The organism is Paenibacillus sp. PDC88, from assembly GCF_900106725.1.
In the GTDB taxonomy this organism is placed as follows: domain Bacteria; phylum Bacillota; class Bacilli; order Paenibacillales; family Paenibacillaceae; genus Paenibacillus; species Paenibacillus shunpengii.
Genome location: NZ_FNNT01000001.1, coordinates 949141 through 968617, shown reverse-complemented (window position 1 = coordinate 968617; position 19477 = coordinate 949141). Strand labels below are relative to the sequence as shown.

19 protein-coding genes are annotated in these 19477 nt (G+C 46.1%); 17 read left to right on the top strand and 2 right to left on the bottom strand.

Going from position 1 to position 19477, the window contains the following annotated elements; all coding sequences use genetic code 11:
- The first annotated feature begins 45 nt into the window (after positions 1-45).
- Positions 46-2496, top strand: a complete 2451-nt coding sequence (pheT, locus tag BLW49_RS04555) for a phenylalanine--tRNA ligase subunit beta (RefSeq protein ID WP_076311698.1) — start codon at positions 46-48, stop codon at positions 2494-2496.
- Between the two features lie 144 nt (positions 2497-2640).
- The gene (locus BLW49_RS04550; RefSeq protein WP_090723357.1) at positions 2641-5589 is read left to right on the top strand and encodes a hypothetical protein; all 2949 of its coding nucleotides are present in this window, start codon (positions 2641-2643) and stop codon (positions 5587-5589) included.
- A gap of 64 nt (positions 5590-5653) precedes the next feature.
- On the opposite strand, the gene BLW49_RS04545 is transcribed toward BLW49_RS04550, so the two are convergent.
- Entirely contained in the window at positions 5654-6037 is a 384-nt protein-coding gene (locus tag BLW49_RS04545; RefSeq protein ID WP_090723356.1) for a cupredoxin domain-containing protein, read from the bottom strand.
- Positions 6038-6266: 229 nt separating this feature from the next.
- On the bottom strand, positions 6267-6620 hold the full coding sequence (locus BLW49_RS04540) for a phage holin family protein (protein ID WP_076311695.1): 354 nt from the start codon (positions 6618-6620) through the stop codon (positions 6267-6269).
- A 149-nt stretch (positions 6621-6769) separates the two neighbouring features.
- Here BLW49_RS04540 and BLW49_RS04535 point away from each other — a divergent pair, with 149 nt between their 5' ends.
- The 15 genes from BLW49_RS04535 (at position 6770) to BLW49_RS04465 (ending at position 19476) form a co-directional block, all read left to right on the top strand.
- Positions 6770-9133 (top strand): endonuclease MutS2, encoded by a 2364-nt coding sequence (locus BLW49_RS04535; RefSeq protein ID WP_090723354.1) that lies wholly within the window; start codon positions 6770-6772, stop codon positions 9131-9133.
- A 149-nt stretch (positions 9134-9282) separates the two neighbouring features.
- On the top strand, positions 9283-9900 hold the full coding sequence (locus BLW49_RS04530) for a hypothetical protein (protein WP_090723353.1): 618 nt from the start codon (positions 9283-9285) through the stop codon (positions 9898-9900).
- Between the two features lie 212 nt (positions 9901-10112).
- Positions 10113-11333, top strand: a complete 1221-nt coding sequence (locus tag BLW49_RS04525) for an MFS transporter (RefSeq protein ID WP_090723351.1) — start codon at positions 10113-10115, stop codon at positions 11331-11333.
- 143 nt (positions 11334-11476) lie between these two features.
- The gene (locus BLW49_RS04520; RefSeq protein ID WP_076311691.1) at positions 11477-11713 is read left to right on the top strand and encodes a hypothetical protein; all 237 of its coding nucleotides are present in this window, start codon (positions 11477-11479) and stop codon (positions 11711-11713) included.
- Between the two features lie 16 nt (positions 11714-11729).
- A complete protein-coding gene (locus tag BLW49_RS04515; protein WP_076311690.1) occupies positions 11730-12110 on the top strand; it encodes a spore coat protein in 381 nt (126 codons plus the stop codon).
- A 171-nt stretch (positions 12111-12281) separates the two neighbouring features.
- Positions 12282-12782, top strand: a complete 501-nt coding sequence (locus BLW49_RS04510) for an Lrp/AsnC family transcriptional regulator (protein WP_076311689.1) — start codon at positions 12282-12284, stop codon at positions 12780-12782.
- A 15-nt stretch (positions 12783-12797) separates the two neighbouring features.
- On the top strand, positions 12798-14012 hold the full coding sequence (locus BLW49_RS04505; protein WP_090723349.1) for an aminotransferase class I/II-fold pyridoxal phosphate-dependent enzyme: 1215 nt from the start codon (positions 12798-12800) through the stop codon (positions 14010-14012).
- 111 nt (positions 14013-14123) lie between these two features.
- Entirely contained in the window at positions 14124-14387 is a 264-nt protein-coding gene (locus tag BLW49_RS04500) for an aspartyl-phosphate phosphatase Spo0E family protein (protein ID WP_047910005.1), read from the top strand.
- A 102-nt stretch (positions 14388-14489) separates the two neighbouring features.
- A complete protein-coding gene (locus BLW49_RS04495) occupies positions 14490-15044 on the top strand; it encodes a hypothetical protein (protein ID WP_076311687.1) in 555 nt (184 codons plus the stop codon).
- A gap of 60 nt (positions 15045-15104) precedes the next feature.
- Positions 15105-15647 (top strand): bifunctional adenosylcobinamide kinase/adenosylcobinamide-phosphate guanylyltransferase, encoded by a 543-nt coding sequence (locus BLW49_RS04490; RefSeq protein ID WP_076311686.1) that lies wholly within the window; start codon positions 15105-15107, stop codon positions 15645-15647.
- Between the two features lie 13 nt (positions 15648-15660).
- A complete protein-coding gene (locus tag BLW49_RS04485; protein ID WP_076311685.1) occupies positions 15661-16230 on the top strand; it encodes a cob(I)yrinic acid a,c-diamide adenosyltransferase in 570 nt (189 codons plus the stop codon).
- Positions 16227-17204 carry an RluA family pseudouridine synthase gene (locus BLW49_RS04480; protein ID WP_076311684.1) on the top strand — a complete coding sequence of 326 codons (978 nt, stop codon included), beginning with the start codon at positions 16227-16229 and terminating at the stop codon, positions 17202-17204. Before BLW49_RS04485 ends, BLW49_RS04480 begins: the two co-directional genes overlap by 4 nt.
- 4 nt (positions 17205-17208) lie before the next feature.
- A complete protein-coding gene (locus tag BLW49_RS04475; RefSeq protein WP_076311683.1) occupies positions 17209-17568 on the top strand; it encodes an arsenate reductase family protein in 360 nt (119 codons plus the stop codon).
- 129 nt (positions 17569-17697) lie between these two features.
- Positions 17698-18588: a 5'-3' exonuclease gene (locus BLW49_RS04470; RefSeq protein WP_076312561.1), complete on the top strand. Its 891-nt coding sequence runs from the start codon at positions 17698-17700 to the stop codon at positions 18586-18588.
- Between the two features lie 279 nt (positions 18589-18867).
- A complete protein-coding gene (locus BLW49_RS04465; RefSeq protein WP_090723839.1) occupies positions 18868-19476 on the top strand; it encodes an MOSC domain-containing protein in 609 nt (202 codons plus the stop codon).
- Position 19477 lies beyond the last annotated feature (1 nt).

Genomic DNA, 19477 nt, shown 5'->3' with positions numbered 1-19477 from the left:
AGGCTGAATTAGAAGCTTATATAAATAGAAGGAAGTGATCGTAACGTGAGAGTATCAACAGAATGGTTATCTGATTATATTTCTCTAGAGGGTGTTGCACCTCAGGATTTGGCTGAACGCATCACACGTGCGGGAATTGAAATTGATATTGTGGAAAATCGGAATCAAGGTGTGACCAAAGTTGTCGTCGGTTATGTAACCAGCAAAGAAAAGCATCCAGATGCAGATAAGCTGAACATTTGTAAAGTCGACGCTGGACTTGAGGAAGAGCTTCAGATCGTATGCGGAGCGAAAAATGTTGATGCAGGTCAGAAGGTTCCTGTCGCTCTTGTCGGAGCAAAATTGCCCGGCGGTCTTGAAATTAAAAAAGCCAAGCTGCGCGGCGCTCTGTCCCAAGGGATGATCTGTTCTGCCAAAGAGCTCGGGCTAAATGACAAGCTCTTGCCTAAAGAGCTGCAGGAAGGAATTCTTGTACTGCCGGCTGAGCTAGAAGTAGGAACACCGATTGAGCAGGTGCTGGGTCTTAACGATCATGTGCTTGAGCTTGATCTTACCCCTAACCGTTCGGATGCATTATCCATGATTGGTGCTGCTTACGAGGTTAGTGCTATTTTGAGCAGAGATATCACTTTACCCGTACCACAAGCAGAGCTTAATGAATCCGGCTCAGCGGCAGCAGACCATATCTCCGTTCAAGTCGATGCTCCTGAGCTGTGTACTCATTACTCGGCTAGATATATTAGTGGCGTAACGATTAAGCCATCTCCGCTATGGATGCAAAATCGACTGATGGCAGCCGGCATCCGCCCGATCAATAACATCGTGGATATTACCAACTACGTTATGCTGGAATATGGCCAGCCGCTGCATGCATTTGATGCGGATCAGCTAGCGGGAGGCCATATCGTTGTTCGCAAAGCCACAGAAGGCGAAACGATGATTACGCTAGACGATCAGGAACGTAAACTGAAAGACACGATGCTGCTGATTACAGATGGTGTTAAGCCGGTAGCAATTGCTGGAGTAATGGGCGGACAGAATTCCGAAGTTAAGAGTGATACAGCTAATATCTTGTTGGAATCAGCTAAGTTTGACGGTACTACAGTTCGCAAGACATCACGCGAACTCGGACTGCGTTCAGAATCCAGTCTTCGTTTTGAGAAAAATGTGGATCCTGGTTCTGTCATTCCTGCATTGAACCGTGCGGCATCACTGATCAGTGCTTATGCTGGAGGAAATGTGCATCCGGGAATCGTGGAGTCCACATCAGGCTCCAATGAAGAACGAGTGATTGCTCTCTCTGTGAGCAAAGTAAATAACTATCTGGGGACATCGCTCTCTGCTGAGGAAATTCATGCGATTTTTGATCGCCTGCATTTCTCATATGAAACGGCTCAAGAGAACGAGCTTCATGTCACTGTTCCAACACGTCGGGGAGATATTACTCGGGATGTGGATCTTATTGAGGAGGTTGCCCGTCTATACGGATACGATCATATTCCAACAACGGTAATTGAAGGACCTACGACTCCGGGATCACTCACGAAGCCTCAGGTCATCCGCAGAGCACTGCGTGGTCTCTTATCTAACGGAGGATATCAGGAGATGATCAGTTACTCCTTCGTTAATCCGGAGAGATCAACACAGTTCTCAGCCCTGACGGCAGGCAGCAAGTCTGTGAAGCTCGCCATGCCGATGAGTGAAGAGCTCAGCGTACTCAGAACAAGCGCACTTCCACAAATGCTGGAAGCTGCACAGTATAACCGTAATCGCAAGCAGGAGAGTCTCGCCCTGTTTGAGATCGGCAGTGTTTTCTATACAGAAGAAGAGACACTGACCAAGCAGCCTAAGGAAATTCCGGTGCTGTCTCTGCTCTTGTCCGGCAATCGAATTGAGAAGCAATGGAATATTACAGCTGAGAAGGTTGATTTCTTTGATCTCAAAGGTGCTGTGGAATCCATATTTGCATATCTCGGACTTGAAGGACGAATCAGCTACGCTGCGAATCAGCCGAAGGACTATCACCCAGGACGCTCGGCTTCCATTTATCTGAAGGTATCCGATGAGGAGCAGTTGCTCGTAGGAACACTTGGTCAAGTCCACCCTGAGCTTCAGCTGGCCTATGATCTAGGAGATACGTATATAGCCGAATTGTCACTTGAAGCCTTGTATGATGGGGCTCTTCCTCCACTTGTCTATCGTGAGCTGCCGCGCTTCCCAGCAGTTTCCCGTGATATTGCCGTGGTTGTAGAGCAATCGGTAGAAGCCGGCGTTTTGATGGCTTCGATCCGGGAGTCAGCTGGTGATTTGCTTCAATCTGTTCAAGTATTCGATATTTATACAGGGGAGAAAGTGGGAGAAGGCAAGAAGAGTATTGCCCTTGCACTAACATACCGTCACAAGGATCACACACTGACCGAAGAGGAAATTACGGCGGTTCATACAAAAGTGCTGACGGATCTGTCCGATAAAACCGGGGCTGAACTTCGCAAATAAGTTTTTTCCTGATTTACCCTTTATTTTTTGAGAAAAAAATTGCAGGAATTGCCCTAAGTCACATCGAATCCTTAAACATCAAGGTTCGATGTGATTTTTTTTCAACTTAGAATCAACAAGACAGACATGAAGGAGGGCACAACTGTGACTACACCTAATCGTACTCGCGTCACCGTAGACATCTACGGGACTTCTTATAAATTGGTCGGCAGCAGTGCCGAATATATGAAACAGGTTGCAAGCCTGGTTGACGAAAGAATGAATGCGATATCCAAGACCCATTCCAGACTGGATACACCGAGACTAGCCGTCTTGACTGCAGTACATATGGCTGAGGAATCCTTGCAGGTTCAACAGATCAAGAATGAGCTGAAGATGGTAACCGGTGAGAAGACTCAGCTGGGAAGCGAATTGTCGAAGCTTCAAGATACTTATGAACAGCAGATGGAGAAATTGAAGCAGCTTGAAGAAGCAAGAGCTGAGCTGGATAAAGAGAAGCAAAATGCACAGCAGGCACTCGCACAGCTGGAGAAGGCGCGTAATGAAGAGCAGCGTGCATTGAAATCGCAATTGGAAGAGGCACTGTCGAAGACACTCCTTCGAGAAGAGGAGCTGAAAAAAGCCGAGCAAAGTTATAACGAGCTCCTTAATCGTTCGCAGCAGAATGAGAAGAAGTGGCAGCAGCAGGCACAGCAGAAACAGAAAGAGCTGACAGAGCAGTTTGAAGCAAGGCGCAAGAATGAAATGGCTGAGCAGGAAGCAAGGCATAACAAGCTTATCGAAGAAGCTGCCTCCAAGGAGCGGGAGCTGCGGAAGCAGCTTGAGCAGAAGTCAGCACAAGCAGACAAGATTCTGCAGGAGCGGAATCAGCTAGAAGCAAGACTACAGTCAGAGAAGGCGGCTCTTCAGAAACAGCATGAGGCCAAGCTGAAGGAACTAACAGACCAAGCAGCAGCGAAGTATGCCAAGCTGGAGCAGCAATTGAATCTCAAAGAGCAAGAGTGGCAGAAGACGCTGAGCTCCAAGGAGCAGGAATGGAAGAATGCACTGAAGGTGAGCGAGGACAAGCTTGGGCAGCTTAATATCAAGATTCAAGAAGTGCGGACAGCAGCAGATGCACGGATCCTCACAGCAGAGGAGGAAGCAGAAGCGAAGTTAAGTGCGTTCAAGGAGGCACAGCTTCAAGAAATCGCATCTGTTAAGGCTCAGGCTGAAGCTGAAGCACAGCAGCAGGTTGATGAAATAACACAAATGCTGCTGGATGAAGAGGCCAAGGGTGCAGAGCTCCTCAACTTCAAGACTCAAGCTGAGGAACAAATCAAGGTGCTGGAGAAATCAGTTCATGATTTGAATCATCAGCTTCAGCAGGCTGACAGTGATCTTGCCGAAATAAAGGAAGCGTACGAGGAACGACTGAGCGAAGCGAAGAGCGAGATGGAGGAACGGCTTAAGGAAGCGGAGAGCTTGGCTGTTCAGGAAGCAGAGCGAGCTGAAGCAGCAGCTTATGAGCAGTATCGTGAAGAGCTCAACTCCGTTAAGGATGAGCTTATGCGTAAGTATATCGAGCGTGAACAGAAGCTCAAAGAGGAGCTTGAACAGCTCCAGCAGCAGCTTGAGGAAGAACGAGCTGAAGCGGATAACCAGCTAGAGGAGGCTCTTGCCCAGCTTGCCGAGGAAGAAGACAAGCTGAAGGAGCTTACTGGCAGATTGGAACAGGAGCAGACCCGCGTCTCCGAGCTTGAATCCTTTGCTTCACAAGGGCAGGATACGATTGCGAAGCAGACTCGCCGAATCCAGGAGCTTGAACAGCAGATATCCGATGTGAAGGATAACAGCTCGTCCCTTCAAGCCAAGCTGCGTACAGCAGAGCAGGAAGCGGCCAAGGCCCAAGAGACAGCTGAGCAGCTTAAGGTCAAAATTCAGGAAGCCATCGATAAAGAAGCTGCAAGCGCTGCTCAGCTTCGTAAGATTCAGGATCAGCATGCGGCGAGTCAGCGTGAGATCTCCAGTCTTAAGCAGGCTGGTGAGAAGGCCGAGCAGGAGCAGCGGCGACTACAGAAAGTGCTGGAGCAGGCTCATGCAGCAACACGACAATTGCAGAATGAGGTTGCGTCGCTGTCGGGCAGCGAGAAGAGCTGGAGAATGGCAGCAGAGCAGCATAAACAAGAGATCAGTGCCCTGGAGACAGAGGTTCTTGAAGCGACTGAACGTTTAGAAGTGACGCAAGCTGAACTTCAAAGTGTGCGCAGTGAGCTGGAGCATATCTCATCAGAGATGAAGCGTGTACAGTCTGAACGAGAAACACTATCCCAGCAGCTTCCTGAACTGCAGGAGCACTATGAAGCGCTTCGAGCTGATTATGAGCAGTCGGTAAGTCAGGAACAACAGTACAAGCAGCTCATTTCCGAATACGAACAAGAGCAGGCTAACATTCGCAAGCAATTGCTTGCGATCGAAGCTGAGCATGACAAAGTCAAGGAACAGATGTCGAAACGCCAATCCCTGCTGAATGAAGCGGAGGAAGAAGCCATTGAATGGCAGCTCAAATACGAGGAGCTTGAAGAAGCTGTATCCAAGCTGCGTGCAGAGCAGAACCAATGGAATGAGCATGAGAAGAGCTTAAAGACTGAGCTCGAGGAGTGGTCTCATAAGGAACAGCATTGGATGCTGCTTCAGGAAGAAGCCTTGCGTCAGAAGCAGGAATTCCAGTCGAGATATGAGAAGCTGGCAGCACAGCAGCAGGAATGGGAAGAAGATCGCAGCAAGTTAGCTGAAGAGGTCAGCAGCTGGCAGAAGCAGGTTGCTGCAGGAGACGGTCGGTTGGCTGAGCTGGAACGAGAGAAGGATGCAGCGATATCGAGCTTGAATTCCTTGCAAGGGGAGAAGAAGGCTCTTGAGTCTGAGCTCCAGGATGTTGTAGAACGATATGAGGTAACAGCACATCAGCTGCGCCTTCTAGAAGTGGAGCGTGAGATGCAGCAGGACAAGTCAGAGAATCTGGCTCATGAATATCGTCAGCTGCAGGATGAATACACGAAGCTTCAGACCGAGTATAACGAATGGATTGAACTGATTGAGCAGGATCAGAGCTGATTCATGCTATAGCAAAAGCCTGTCCTAACATCTAACAAGATGCTGGGACAGGCTTATTTGCTCATTATTCTTCAACTATAATCTTAGATATCATTGTGGAATGACCCGTACCGCAAAATACAGAACAAGCGATCTCAAACTCACCTGCTTCTTCCGGTGTGATGACCTTGGATGTTGTATCTCGATCAAGCTGGAGGCTAAGTCCGGGGACAATAATTCCGTGGTTCCCTTCTGCATTCTCATATACAACACGTACAGGCACTCCTTTTTTGATGCGATACTCTGGTTGATCGAATTCGTAATCTGTTGCTTTAATGACGATCTCGTCACTTGCAGCAACTTCAGGCTCAGTAATTCCGCTGCCTTGATTCTCCGCAGAGTCTTGTCCGCACGCAGCGAGCAAGAAGAGCAGCATCACGGTGCATAGCAGATAGCTGACTTTTTTCATCACGCAAGGCCTCCCAAAATAAAATCCATAATGTACTACCATGATACCTCAGAAGAATAGGGTTGTGCATTTCCTTATGTGAGAATTTTGCAAACAATTTGTAAGCACATCCGATAGTACTCATTAGAATGGGGAAGCAGATAAGTGAGAACTGTATCCAAGAAAAAAAGCCTCCTTATATTGATAAGGAGACTCTTTTCGAGTGTACAGATGATTTCACATCTGTTTCTTATTTTCGATTTCCTTTTGCTGCATCAAACGGGGTTGGTACAAAAATGTCGATAATCCCGATGACTAATGCTGCAAGGATGGCTCCCAGGATGCTGGCGGACACGTCGTCGACGATGTATTGAGACAGCCAGATCACGAGCGCACTCACCAAGAATCCGACGATACCGCGGCCAAAAGGTGAGACTCTTTTTCCGAAGATGCTCTCAATGACCCAGCCTAACAATGCGATGACAACGGCCAATATCAGCGCGCTGCCAAATCCGCCTACTGAGAAGCCCGGAACGATCCAGCCAACAAGTAACAATACGATTGCGGCTACAATAAACCGGACGATAGCTCCTAAAATGTTCATGATTTTGTCCTCCTTTTTTGATGAACAGACTCCGTATGCAATATTATTATGTAACAATCCCGCATTTCTTATGTGCGGCATCATTCTCAAATGGCACAAGTCCTGCTCTTTCGCTATAATACAAATAGAGCCCGAGAGGAGTTGTCACATTGGATTCAAAAATTTTGCATACGTTAGAATATCGTAAAATTTTAAATACATTATCTCTATACACGCAAACAGAGATGGGTAAACACAACGCTGAAAATTTAATTCCGATCAGCGATCTGGAGGAAGTTAAAAATTTGCTGTCTGGAACCGACCAGGCCGTCAATGTGGATCGGTTGAAAGGGATACCTTCATTTTCCGGTATTGTGGATATTCGTTCTGCAGTGAAGAGAGCTCGAATTGGTGGAACATTAAGTCCCCATGAACTGCTGTCCATCCATAATACGGTTCACACCGCACGGAGACTTAAACGCCTGCTGGATGGCATGCAGGAAGAAATTCAGATGGACAAGCTAATCTTCCTGAGTGAGCAGTTGTCTGAACAAAAACCACTTGAGGATGCAATTAAATTATGTATCGATGATTCCGCAGAAGTATTGGATTCGGCGAGCGCTAATTTGTCCCAAATCCGTCGTGAATTAAGAACGGGGGAGTCCAGAATTAGAGAGAAGCTCGATTCGATGATCCGTTCATCTTCGGTGTCCAAAATGCTTCAGGATCAGCTTGTCACGATTCGCGGTGATCGCTTCGTCATTCCGGTAAAGGCCGAATATCGTGCGCACTTTGGCGGGATTGTTCATGATCAATCGGGGTCAGGTGCAACGCTTTTTATCGAGCCCGAATCCATTGTTACTATGAATAACAAGCTTCGTGAAACGCGAATGCGCGAAGAACGTGAAGTTGAAGTGATTCTGCAGAAATTGACGGCTCTTGTTGGAGAACAAGCAGAATTGCTTGCCATCGATGTCGAATTGCTGGGGACATTGGATTTTATTTTTGCAAAAGCACGTCTCGCTCGGGAAATGAAAGCAACCTTGCCTATTATGAATGACCGTGGCTTCATGAAGATCAAAAAAGGTCGACATCCGCTTATATCTATAGATAAGGTTGTTCCAACAGATGTAGAACTAGGAAATTCGTATACATCGATCATTGTTACCGGTCCCAACACCGGTGGTAAGACCGTTACGCTCAAAACGGTAGGGCTCTTAAGTCTGATGGCCATGTCCGGCTTATTCGTATCCGCAGAGGATGGGAGCCAGTTATGTGTATTTGATGCCATCTATGCCGATATCGGTGACGAGCAGAGCATTGAACAGAGCCTCAGTACTTTCTCAAGCCACATGACGAATATCATTCGAATATTGTCGGAAATGACACCGAAAAGCCTTGTGCTCTTTGATGAGCTTGGGGCTGGTACCGATCCTTCAGAAGGCTCTGCACTCGCAATAGCCATCCTTGAACACATTCATTCCACAGGCTGCCGCTTGATTGCAACGACTCATTATAGTGAACTGAAGGCTTATGCTTATGAACGCAAAGGTGTCATTAATGCGAGTATGGAATTTGATGTCAATACGCTGAGTCCGACCTATAGGCTATTGCTTGGTGTTCCAGGACGCAGTAATGCATTTGCCATCGCAGAACGTCTGGGACTTCCGTCTGATATTCTTGATTATGCCCGCGGGGAAGTCAAAGAAGATGATCAGCGAGTAGAGCACATGATTGCTTCGCTGGAGCAGAATCGCCTGACAGCAGAGCAGGAGAAGGAACGTGCCGAGAAGCTGAGAAAGGATCTGGAGCAGCTTCGTGATCATCATGAGCGGGAGATCAGCAAGCTCGAGGAACAGCGGGACAGACGCATTGAGAAGGCGGAGCAGGAGGCACGGGAGATCATTGCCAAAGCTCGCCAGGAATCAGAGCAAATTATTCGTGATCTACGTAAGCTGGCGCTTGAGGAAGGGGCTTCTGTTAAGGAGCACAAGCTCATCGCCGCACGCAAAGCATTAAGTGATGCTGAACCAGCCGAGCGCATGAAAAAAATTAAAAAAGCGGCTCAAGCTCGGAGAATTGAACCTGGTGATGAAGTTAAGGTGGCCAGTTTGAATCAGAAAGGTCATGTCGTTGAATTAGCCGGCAAAGAGGCCTTGGTTCAGCTCGGTATTATGAAAATGAAAGTAGCACTTACCGATTTAGAGTTAATCGATACACCGCAGGCTCAAAAGCAAGGGGCAGGAGCGACAAGACATGTAACAGGAGTCAAGCGTACTCGGGATGAGCATGTCAGATCAGAGCTCGATCTCAGAGGTGCTAATCTCGAAGAGGCTTTGGTTGAGGCAGACCGCTTTATTGATGAAGCCTTCATGGCGAATTTAGGTCAGGTGTACCTTATTCACGGCAAGGGTACCGGCGTTCTCCGTTCAGGCATACAGGAATATCTTCGCAGGCACAAGAACGTTAAGAGCTACCGACTGGGCAACTACGGAGAAGGTGGTACAGGAGTTACCGTTGCTGAACTGAAATAAATAACCTTGTTACAGGAGGCACCCATGAAAAATTTGATCAGGGTTCTGTTTGCTGCGGCTGTCATTTTTTTCGTAGCAGGGGTCGTGTATATGATAAATGGGTAATAGGCGAAGATGAGAATGGGATAAGAAGAAAGGGTTGAAATAGAGTGGAAACTACTGTATGTCCATGGTGTCAAACTGAAATTGTATGGGATGAGGAGCTAGGACCTGAAGAGGAATGCCCTTATTGTAATAATCCCCTCACACTGGAGGGAACGGCTGAAGTCGAAGAAGATACGTTGAAGGAGGAAGCTGACCAGAGCAACTCCAAATCCGAGTCATTAGAAGGATATCGGACGCTAAATGTGACTCTTACCGAGGATGAAGAGGAACTGCTTCATACGGAGTCTAATCAGGCAAACGAATCGGACGAAGATTATAGTAACCTATGGGAGGACGAAACGGATACAATACTTCCAAGTGTAAGAGCACTGGATACGTATGAAGATTCTGGTCTGAACATGGCGAAATATGGAGAGACGGTTCAATCCATATTGGATCAACAAGGGGAAGTCCCTGAATGTCCGAACTGCCGTGAGTTTATGCTCCATGCAGGGGTACAGACGGTGAAGAAGGATCAATTTGCTGCTGCCAAATCTGCGCTTCATCCATTAGAGGCGCCATTTGGAATCCAGATGTACGTATGTCCTGCTTGCTTCACAACGACACATAGTCTGGCAACCGAAGATCGGCTGCGTATGGTGAAGCGGCTTAGCTCACAGTAACAAGTCATTTAATCTCAATTTTATGAACCTAAGCACATGACTGCTTCGACGCAGCATGTGCTTTTTTTTATGCAACCACATCCAATATATAGTAAATAATTGAACAGAACGATTTTTTCACAGGAGAGGACATATTAAGATTTGATTATTTCTGCAGGCACATGCTTGTGCTCTTCAGCTATATAACAAAATTTGTGGAGGTGGATTAGCACATGAGTAAAACTCCTCTCGACAAACAATCACGGCTTCTCCTGCTAATTAATGGACTGTTTGTACTTGCTGGTGCTTTATCCGGAACTTTTCTAAACGTTTTTCTATGGAAGAGCAAACAAGACTTTGCCATGATCGGCTGGTTCACAATCAGTCAGCAGATCGGGCTGGTACTGACATTTTGGCTTGCTGGCAAATGGGTGAAAGAACACAACAAAATGAATGCGCTTCGATTGGGCATCTTATTATCAGGTGTGTTCTATCTACTCGTTCTGGGGCTTGATAAGCATGCAGTGGATTACATCTGGCCATTAGGCTTACTGCTGGGCGCGTCTCTCGGATTGTTTTGGCTTGCCTTTAATGTCGTTTACTTCGAGGTCACAGATCGTGATAATCGTGATCTATTCAACGGCTGGGTAGGCTTGATTGGATCATTGGTCGGCATTGTCGGTCCTTGGATTTCAGGGATGATTATTTCATTGTCTGTTGGCAACCAAGGATATCAATATATCTTTATGATCTCTATGCTGGTATTTGGCATTGGGGTCGTGTTCAGCTTCTTCTTAAAGAAGAGGAAAGCAGAAGGCACTTACAGCTGGAACGAGCCTGTGAAGCAATTAAGCGAGAAGGGGAGTCCTTGGAGATGGGCGGCTCCAGCACTTGCAGCTCAAGGAGTTCGAGAAGGGGTATTCTCATTCTTGGTAAATCTGCTCGTATACATTGCGACAACCCAAGAAGCGAAGCTGGGACAGTTTTATCTGATCACCTCATTGGTAGCATTAGTTAGTTACCGTGTTGTCGGAAAATGGTACAAGCCGGGCTATCGCTATTACGGGACTTTGGTCGGGGCTGCTCTGTTATTCTTATTTACGCTTCCACTGCTATGGACCGTAAGTTACGGAACTTTGCTCCTGCAAGGGGTTGGATCAGCGATCTTCATGCCTTTGTATATTCTGCCCATGATTTCATCGGTATTTGATTTGATGGGAACCAGCGGCGAGAACGTGTCCAAGCGGGTTGAGCTTGTCGTATTGCGTGAAATTTGTCTAACCATCGGCAGAGTGGTCGGCATTGTTATCTTTATTGTTGTTCTTGAGATCAATCAATCTACGCAGACGATCACATGGCTTATGATTATCCTGGGTCTGTCGCCTGTACTAAGCTGGTTTATGATCCGGAGACTGTTACAAGCTCAGCCCGTCAACAAATCTTCGGCAAAGTAAGAACTTGTACATAGCGTACATATTCATTTGTTCGCCAGGACAAGCTACTTAAGGCGCAATATGCAGGATTCCCTGATTGGAATCTATGAATGGATAAGTGGTAAGCAGGGAGTATGAAGACGTACCTACTTAAGGAGGATATTATGCAATCACAACAAATGCAGGCCATTTCCGGTAAAGAGCTCAGTTATATAAGCGATTCTTTGTCCAATGAAAACTTGCTGATTAAGCAGTGTGCTGCGACAGCAGCGAGTATTCAAAACCATGCAATCAAGCAAGTTCTTGAACAGCATATCATGACACATCAACAGCATGCAGATACACTGCTCCAAGCACTTGAGCAGCATCAGCCATTGGCACCGACTCATCCGATGAATTAACGAAGGAGGAATACAGATGAACAACCAGCAAAATAATCCATTGTTTATGCCCGAAGCCGATCTGATGCAATCCATTCTAGATAATCTCAAGAGAACGGTAAGAGAATATACGACAGCTACAACAGAGTCTGCTTGTCCTGTAGTAAGACAGATGTTCACCGATCTTACAATGGACACACTTAAGCTGCAAGGCCAGATATTCAATACAATGCAGCAGCACAATATGTATCAGGCTCCAGGCAACGCACTGCAAATGGATCTGAACAAAGAGATTCAAACGCAAATGCAGACGAAACAGGAGCTCACGCAATTTATTCAATCTAAAAATGTTTCAGCAGGCAATGCCCCTTATGCACAACAGCCCAACATCGAAGCGCACAAACCGAATTATATGTAAAACGAAATTTGTCCAATTGACTCGAAAGCCGTTATCTTCTGTTGATTAAAGGGAGATACGGTTTTTTTATTTGCAGTAATAATAAATTCATGTAATATTATATTTAATCTTCGATAAGAAGTGTTGCATGGCCCGTTAGAGCCGACCCGTATAACCACTGGAGGGAAATGCATGACAGAACTTAATGATTTGAAACTAAAAGTGCTTGATTTACTCAAAGAAGATGCAAGAAGAAGTCCTGCGCTGATCGCGACGCTCCTTGGAGCCTCGGAGGAAGATGTGAAGAGTGCGGTGGCAGAGCTTGAAAAAGACAATGTTATCGTTAAATACGCAACCGTTGTGAACTGGGACAAAGTGGACGATGAGAAGGTAACTGCCCTGATTGAAGTACAGATTACACCGGAACGCGGCAGAGGATTCGAAGGGATCGCGGAACGTATTTACTTGTACCCACAAGTCAAATCCGTGTATCTTATGTCCGGCGCATATGATCTCCTTGTAGAAATTGAAGGACGCAATCTGCGTGAAGTCGCTAATTTTGTATCGGAGAAATTGTCGCCGATCGATTCGGTGCTATCGACGAAGACGAACTTTATTTTGAAGAAATACAAACAAGACGGCATTATTTTTGAACCGCATCAAGAAGATAAGCGGCTCTTGATTTCGCCATAAAAGGAAGTATGAGATATGTTAATTAACCAAGATCAGCAGAAGGATGCACAACCTAGGTCGATGAGTTCTTATCTCGCTCCTCGTGTTCAGCAAATCCCGCCCTCGGGGATCCGGAAGTTTTTTGATCTCGTCGGTGATAACAAAGGAATCATATCACTTGGTGTGGGAGAGCCGGACTTCATTACCCCTTGGCATATGCGCGAGGCCTCTGTATATTCACTTGAGCGTGGATTTACGAGCTATACCTCCAACGCCGGAATGCCGGAGCTGAGAGAAGCGATCAGCGAATATTTGGATAAGAGCTTCCATACGCCGTATGATCCTAAGGATGAGATTGTTGTTACCGTAGGCGGTAGTGAAGCGATTGACCTTGCTCTGCGTGCTTTGATTATTCAGGGAGATGAAATCCTAGTACCTGAACCATGTTATGTTGCTTATTCACCTATCGTATCGATTGGCGGCGGTGTTCCAGTAGGCGTCGAAACCAAGGCAGAGAATAATTTCAAACTGACGGCAGAGGCACTCGAAGCGAAGATCACGCCCAAATCGAAAGTACTTATATTGTGTTATCCGAGTAACCCGACAGGGGCAACAATGACCTATGAGGACTGGCTGCCCATTGCAGAAGTTGTGGAGAAGCATGATCTCATCGTCATATCTGATGAAATTTATGCAGAGCTTACTTACAATCAAAAGCATGTCAGCTTCCCTTCAATTCCCGGAATGCGTGACCGCACGATCCTAGTGAGTGGATTCTCCAAGGCCTTTGCAATGACCGGATGGCGGATTGGTTATATGTGCGGTCATTCCGATCTGATATCGGCGATGCTCAAGATTCACCAATACACGGTGATGTGCGCGCCATCCATGGGACAGGTTGCAGCACTTGAGGCATTAACAAACGGTATGGAAGAGAAGGACCGGATGATTGAGTCCTATAATCAGCGCAGACGTCTCATCGTTCAGGGCTTTCGAGATATTGGACTGGACTGCCATGAGCCGCAAGGAGCATTCTATGCGTTTCCGAGCGTTCAGCAAACGGGTCTAACATCGGACGATTTTGCAGAACGACTGCTTACGGAAGGCAAAGTAGCGGCTGTTCCTGGCGGTGTTTTTGGAGCAGGAGGAGAGGGCTTCTTACGTTGCTCCTACGCTACTTCTTTAGCTCAGCTTAATGAAGCTTTAGAAAGAATCGGAAATTTTGTTTACAAACTTGAGAAACAGGGTTAATAATAATGTAAGCATAACAAATATTTTCCGAAAAATGTCACTTTTATCACTGCTATATGTTAAGTTGTATGTTATAATCCATTAGGATATAGATTCTGGGGAGGGGTTACCTTGTTTTGTGCTGAATATGATTTGCCGACATATCGTGGTCAATATGCTGTTGATAATGAAAGCAGCGGAACTTGGCTCACCAACTCGGAGAAAGCATCTTCTCGTGGTCTTTCTTTGGAAGATGAAATTCATATCCTGCGCAGCAAGATGGAACGAATCTTTCTGGAAGAGAAGTCATTTACTTCAGACGTTGTGATTGAAATCAGCAGCCTGCTGGATTTGAAGATCAATGAATATATGAAGGCATATCCTAAGAAAGCTTAGCTTATTTCTCCTATAGAGAAGACCCGAGTGAGGGTCTTCTTTTTTTGTCCATCTCAATTGTGATATGATGTGAAATAAGGGAAAAAAGGAGGAGTCATACACATGCGAGGCAGATGGAGTTTGGCGGCTACAATGGCATTGTGTGTCGGGATTTTATCCGGCTGTGGTAACGAAGATAAGTTCTCCATATTTATGATTGACAACCAAGGTAACATGTCTGTGATTGCTGAGGAGCTTGAGACCAAATTGCAGGAGAAGCTCGGAGAAGCTCCGGTTATTGAAGTCTCTGCCAGCCCAATGTATTCCAAGGAAAAAATTTTAGTGGAGTATGCAGCAAGGGAACATGATCTTATTATTTTGCCGGAAGAGGATATGAAGATATATGGCGCAGACGGCTCCAACATTCCTCTCGAGAATGATTTTGATCAGGAAGCATATAGCCGCGGCGTATTCGAAGGGGGAATTTACACCCGCGACGAGAATGGCGATCTGTCCAGTGACCCGATTGTAGGGGAGCACTTATTCGGAATACCGCTCGAAGAAATGTCGATGTTCATAGATTTGCAGTATGCAGCGAAAAATTTGTTTGCGACGATTCCGATCTCGACTCAGGATGAGCAAATGTCTATAGAAGTTTTAAAGGCGCTTACAGAATAGGATGTATCATCTGCTCAGAAGGGGCTGTAATTTATTTTTTGAGGTAGGTGGTTTTATAAAATGCTGATTATGGTAACAGGTGGAGTAAGCAGCGGTAAAACCCGATTTGCCCTTTCCTATGCCTCAAGACTAGCCCGTGAAGGGGTATATGTTACAGCAACAGACAATCAAGACAGGCTTGATGAGCTGAGGACACCCGCCAGACTTCGGACAATACATATAAATGCTGAGCATTCACTGCCAGATGTGCTGGATCATATTAATCGTGAATCCAACTTGTTTATAGCGGAGAGACGAATCGTCGTTGTGGACAGCTTGACGGCTTGGCTGGCAGGTGAAATGGAGTCCTGCTGGAATACAGCAGATCGAATGAAGATCAAGGCAAAAGTGGATATGTTAAAAGAGGTTATTGTATCTTATCAAGGGTTACTTCTCATCGTGACAAATGAAATGCATGGAAGCTTCCACCCATCTGAGGACGAGAAATGCTTTGTCAGCTGGATGGCTGAAATGAATCATTTGATCGCTTCAAGAAGTGACCAGGCATTTATGCTGATCTCGGGAATAGCTGCAGATATCAGCAAAGGTCAGATTCGCTATTAATTGGAGGGTTATGATGAAAATATATACCAAATCGGGAGATAAGGGTAAAACATCGGTTATCGGTGCAAGAGTGCCCAAGGATGATGACCGAATTGAGGCTTATGGAACGATTGATGAGCTTAACTGCTTCGTTGGTCAGTCAATCAGTCTGGCCGAAACCGATTCAAAGTATGAGGATCTGTGTGAAGAGTTAAGACAAATCCAGCAGGAGCTGTTCGACTGCGGATCAGACCTGGCATTTGTCAAGCTTGAAGAAGGGGATTACAAAGTAACTGCTGAGCTTGCTGGCCAGCTTGAAGCGTGGATTGATCTCCATCAAGAAGAGAATCCTCAAATTGAGAGATTTATTATTCCAGGCGGAAGCCCATTTGCTTCAGCTCTGCATGTGTGCAGGACGGTATGCCGCAGAGCAGAACGTCGCATGGTGACCCTGGGTTCGCATACCGATATTAATCCAGCTGTAAGGTTGTATATGAACCGCTTGTCTGACTATTTCTTTGTCATCGCCCGTACAGCTAATGTTCGTGCAGGTATTCCGGACGTTGAATATATTCGAAGTAAAAAGGTGTTCCGCAGTAAATGATAACGTATTATGAACCAATTACCTATATCGTAGAGCCAGAAGATGAAGGGATGCTGCTGAAGACGATTCTGCAGCGCAGATTAGGTGTTTCACGCAAGTTGATGTCGAAGCTTAAGTTGACAGAGCAAGGAATTCAGTTGAACGGTGAAAGAGTATATATCAGTGTCAAGGTTCGCAGCGGAGATCTTGTAGAGCTTCGTATGGAGAAGGAAACTTCGACTGATATATTACCGGAGAATATCCCCTTCGACATCTTGTACGAGGATGAGCATCTGCTCGTTGTGAACAAGCAAGCCGGAATCATTGTTCATCCGACTCATGGACATTATACGGGAACACTTGCGAATGGGGTCGTATATTATTGGGCACAAAAAGGGGAACAGGTTCGCTTCAGACCTGTGCATCGACTGGACCAAGAGACCTCAGGCGTGCTGTGCATTGCCAAGAACCCGTATATTCATCAGCATATTTCTGAACAGATGATTGCAGGCACTGTTGATAAATATTACACTGCTGTTGTTTTCGGTCATCCTGTCTCTTCTGAGGGTGTAGTGGATGAACCGATTGACCGCGATCCGAGTGAGCCTCATCGCCGGATTGTAACGGCGGACGGTTATGCTGCAAGGACGATATATCAAGTCGAAACAGTGTATGAATGGGCCAGCAAAGTCCGAATCAAGCTTGAGAGCGGACGCACGCATCAAATTAGAGTACACATGAAGCATTTGGGCTGCCCTTTAATCGGTGATTCATTCTATGGACAAGCTGCACCGAATTGGACGGATACCTCCAAGGAACGGCTTGCGCTCGCTCACACTTGGATTGGGCGTCAGGCCCTTCACGCGAGCGAGCTGACCATCGTTCATCCGATCACAGGCCATAGAATACGTTTTACAGCGCCGCTCCCAGAAGATATACAGAGGCTGGATCAGAAGCTAAAGACAACTATGAATCGTAATAATGAGGAGATTTAACGACATGAGTAAACTGACAGTTTATCAATATGCAAAGTGCGGCACCTGCCGCAAGGCCGTTAAATGGCTGGAAGAGCGCGGACATGAGCTCACGCTGATTCCTATTTTTGAAGAGCCTCCAGCCCCAGAGAAGCTGACAGAGCTGGTTAATAACAGTGGACTGGAACTCAAGAAATTCTTTAACACCAGCGGTGAAGTATATAAGGAATTGAATCTGAAGGACAAGCTGAAAGAGATGTCAAGCCAGGAGCAGATCGAGCTGTTGTCCTCCAATGGCAGATTAATCAAGCGTCCGATTGTTACTGACGGCAGTAAAGTATCCGTTGGCTTCAAGGAAGAGCAGTATCAGGACATGTGGAGCTGATTGCTAAATTTAGCATAAGGAAGCAAGGTTCTTTCCAGCGATTAACCCCCACCAGTGAATGTGGCTGTGCTATAATACGGGGAGTAAAGATTAGCATGGAATAGAACAGGAGCGTTAACAATCGTGAGTATAGAAACAAAAGATCAATCGGTATTATTAGTCGATGGTATGGCAGTATTGTTTCGGGCGTATTATGCCACAGCTTCAGGCGGTTATATTAGACGGACCAAGGACGGTATTGCAACTAATGCGGTATATGGATTTATCCGTTATTTCTGGGATGCAGTGCAGACCTTTAATCCGACACATGTGGTATGCTGCTGGGATCTGGGCGGTGGAACGTTCCGCGGTGAACATTACGCTGATTACAAAGGAAACAGACCAGAAGCTCCCGAAGATCTAGTACCACAATTTACTATGATTCAAGAAGTAATGGACAGCCTGGGCGTACCGAATATTAGTGCTGCTGGTTATGAGGCGGATGATTGCTTAGGAACACTCAGCCGTTCTTACAATGAAGAGCTGGATATGAACGTTATGATCTTATCTGGGGATCATGATCTGCTGCAGCTGGTGAACGAACGAACCAAGGTTATTATTATGAAAAAAGGTCACGGCAATTATAAAGTATATACACCGGAATCTCTGTACGAAGAGAAGCAGCTCCATCCACGGCAAATCATTGATATGAAGGGCTTGATGGGAGATGCGAGCGACAACTATCCCGGCGTGAGAGGAATCGGCGAGAAGACGGCGATGAAGCTGGTTCAAGAGTACGATTCCATTGAAGGAATTCTGGAGCATATGGATGATCTATCTCCGTCCATTCGCAAGAAGATTGAAGCAGATATGGACATGCTTCATTTATCTCGTAAGCTTGCAAAAATTCATTGTGAGGTTCCTGTTGCATGCTCGCTTGAGAGCAGTTTGCTTGTTCTGGATCATGCGCAGATCATTAGCAAGTTTGAGGAGCTGGAGATGAAGAGTCTTTGCTCATTGATGGGAGTAGCGATCGGCTGAGATAGTATTATTCTTGTCGATAAGGTTAAGGAATTAGAGAATAGGGGTGCTGGCTGATTATGGGTCGGCACTCTTTTATATAAAAAATTGTACATTACCAATTGACCAAAAATCGATTTCGGGTAATGATAGTACTTGAGTTGTGTGCCCGGAAGGTTCAAACTTGATGGTAAGCGATTACATAAAAGTGAAATCAAATGATAGACGGAGGCGTTAAAATTGACGAGAGATGCTGCATCTTCCCATGTGGTTTCGTTAAATGTAGGAAGCAAAGTGAAGATGATGAATGGCAGCAAAGAGATATATTCCGCGATATTCAAATCTTCTACAACGGAGCGGCTGTTCTTATCCAGAACAGGCTTTCATGGTGATGAACAGGCGGATCTAGTCAATCATGGTGGTGAGGATAAGGCGGTATGTGTCTTCAGCCATCAAGCATACCCGGTGTATGAGGATTTAATGGGACGCTCTCTCGATCCTGGAGCATTCGGTGAGAATGTAACCGTATCGGGGTTTGGTGAAACCGATGTATATATAGGCGATACGTTTCAGCTGGGTGAAGCAGTTGTACAGATCAGCCAGCCTCGGGTGCCATGCTTCAAGCTTGGACTGAAGCATCAGTACAAAGAGCTCCCGCTTCATTTTCAGAATACGGGATTGACGGGCTATTATTTTCGTGTCTTGACAGAGGGTTATGTGTCTTCAGAGGATTCCTTGACACTGCAATCAAGAGAACAGGATTCCTTAAGTGTAATGGAGGCTAATGTTATCATGCATCACCGAAAGACGGATATTAGCTCCATTAAGAAATTGCTATCGCTCTCAGCTCTTGCGGCAAGCTGGAAAGAAACACTCAGCAAACGGCTGGCAAAGCTGGAGACAACCTAGA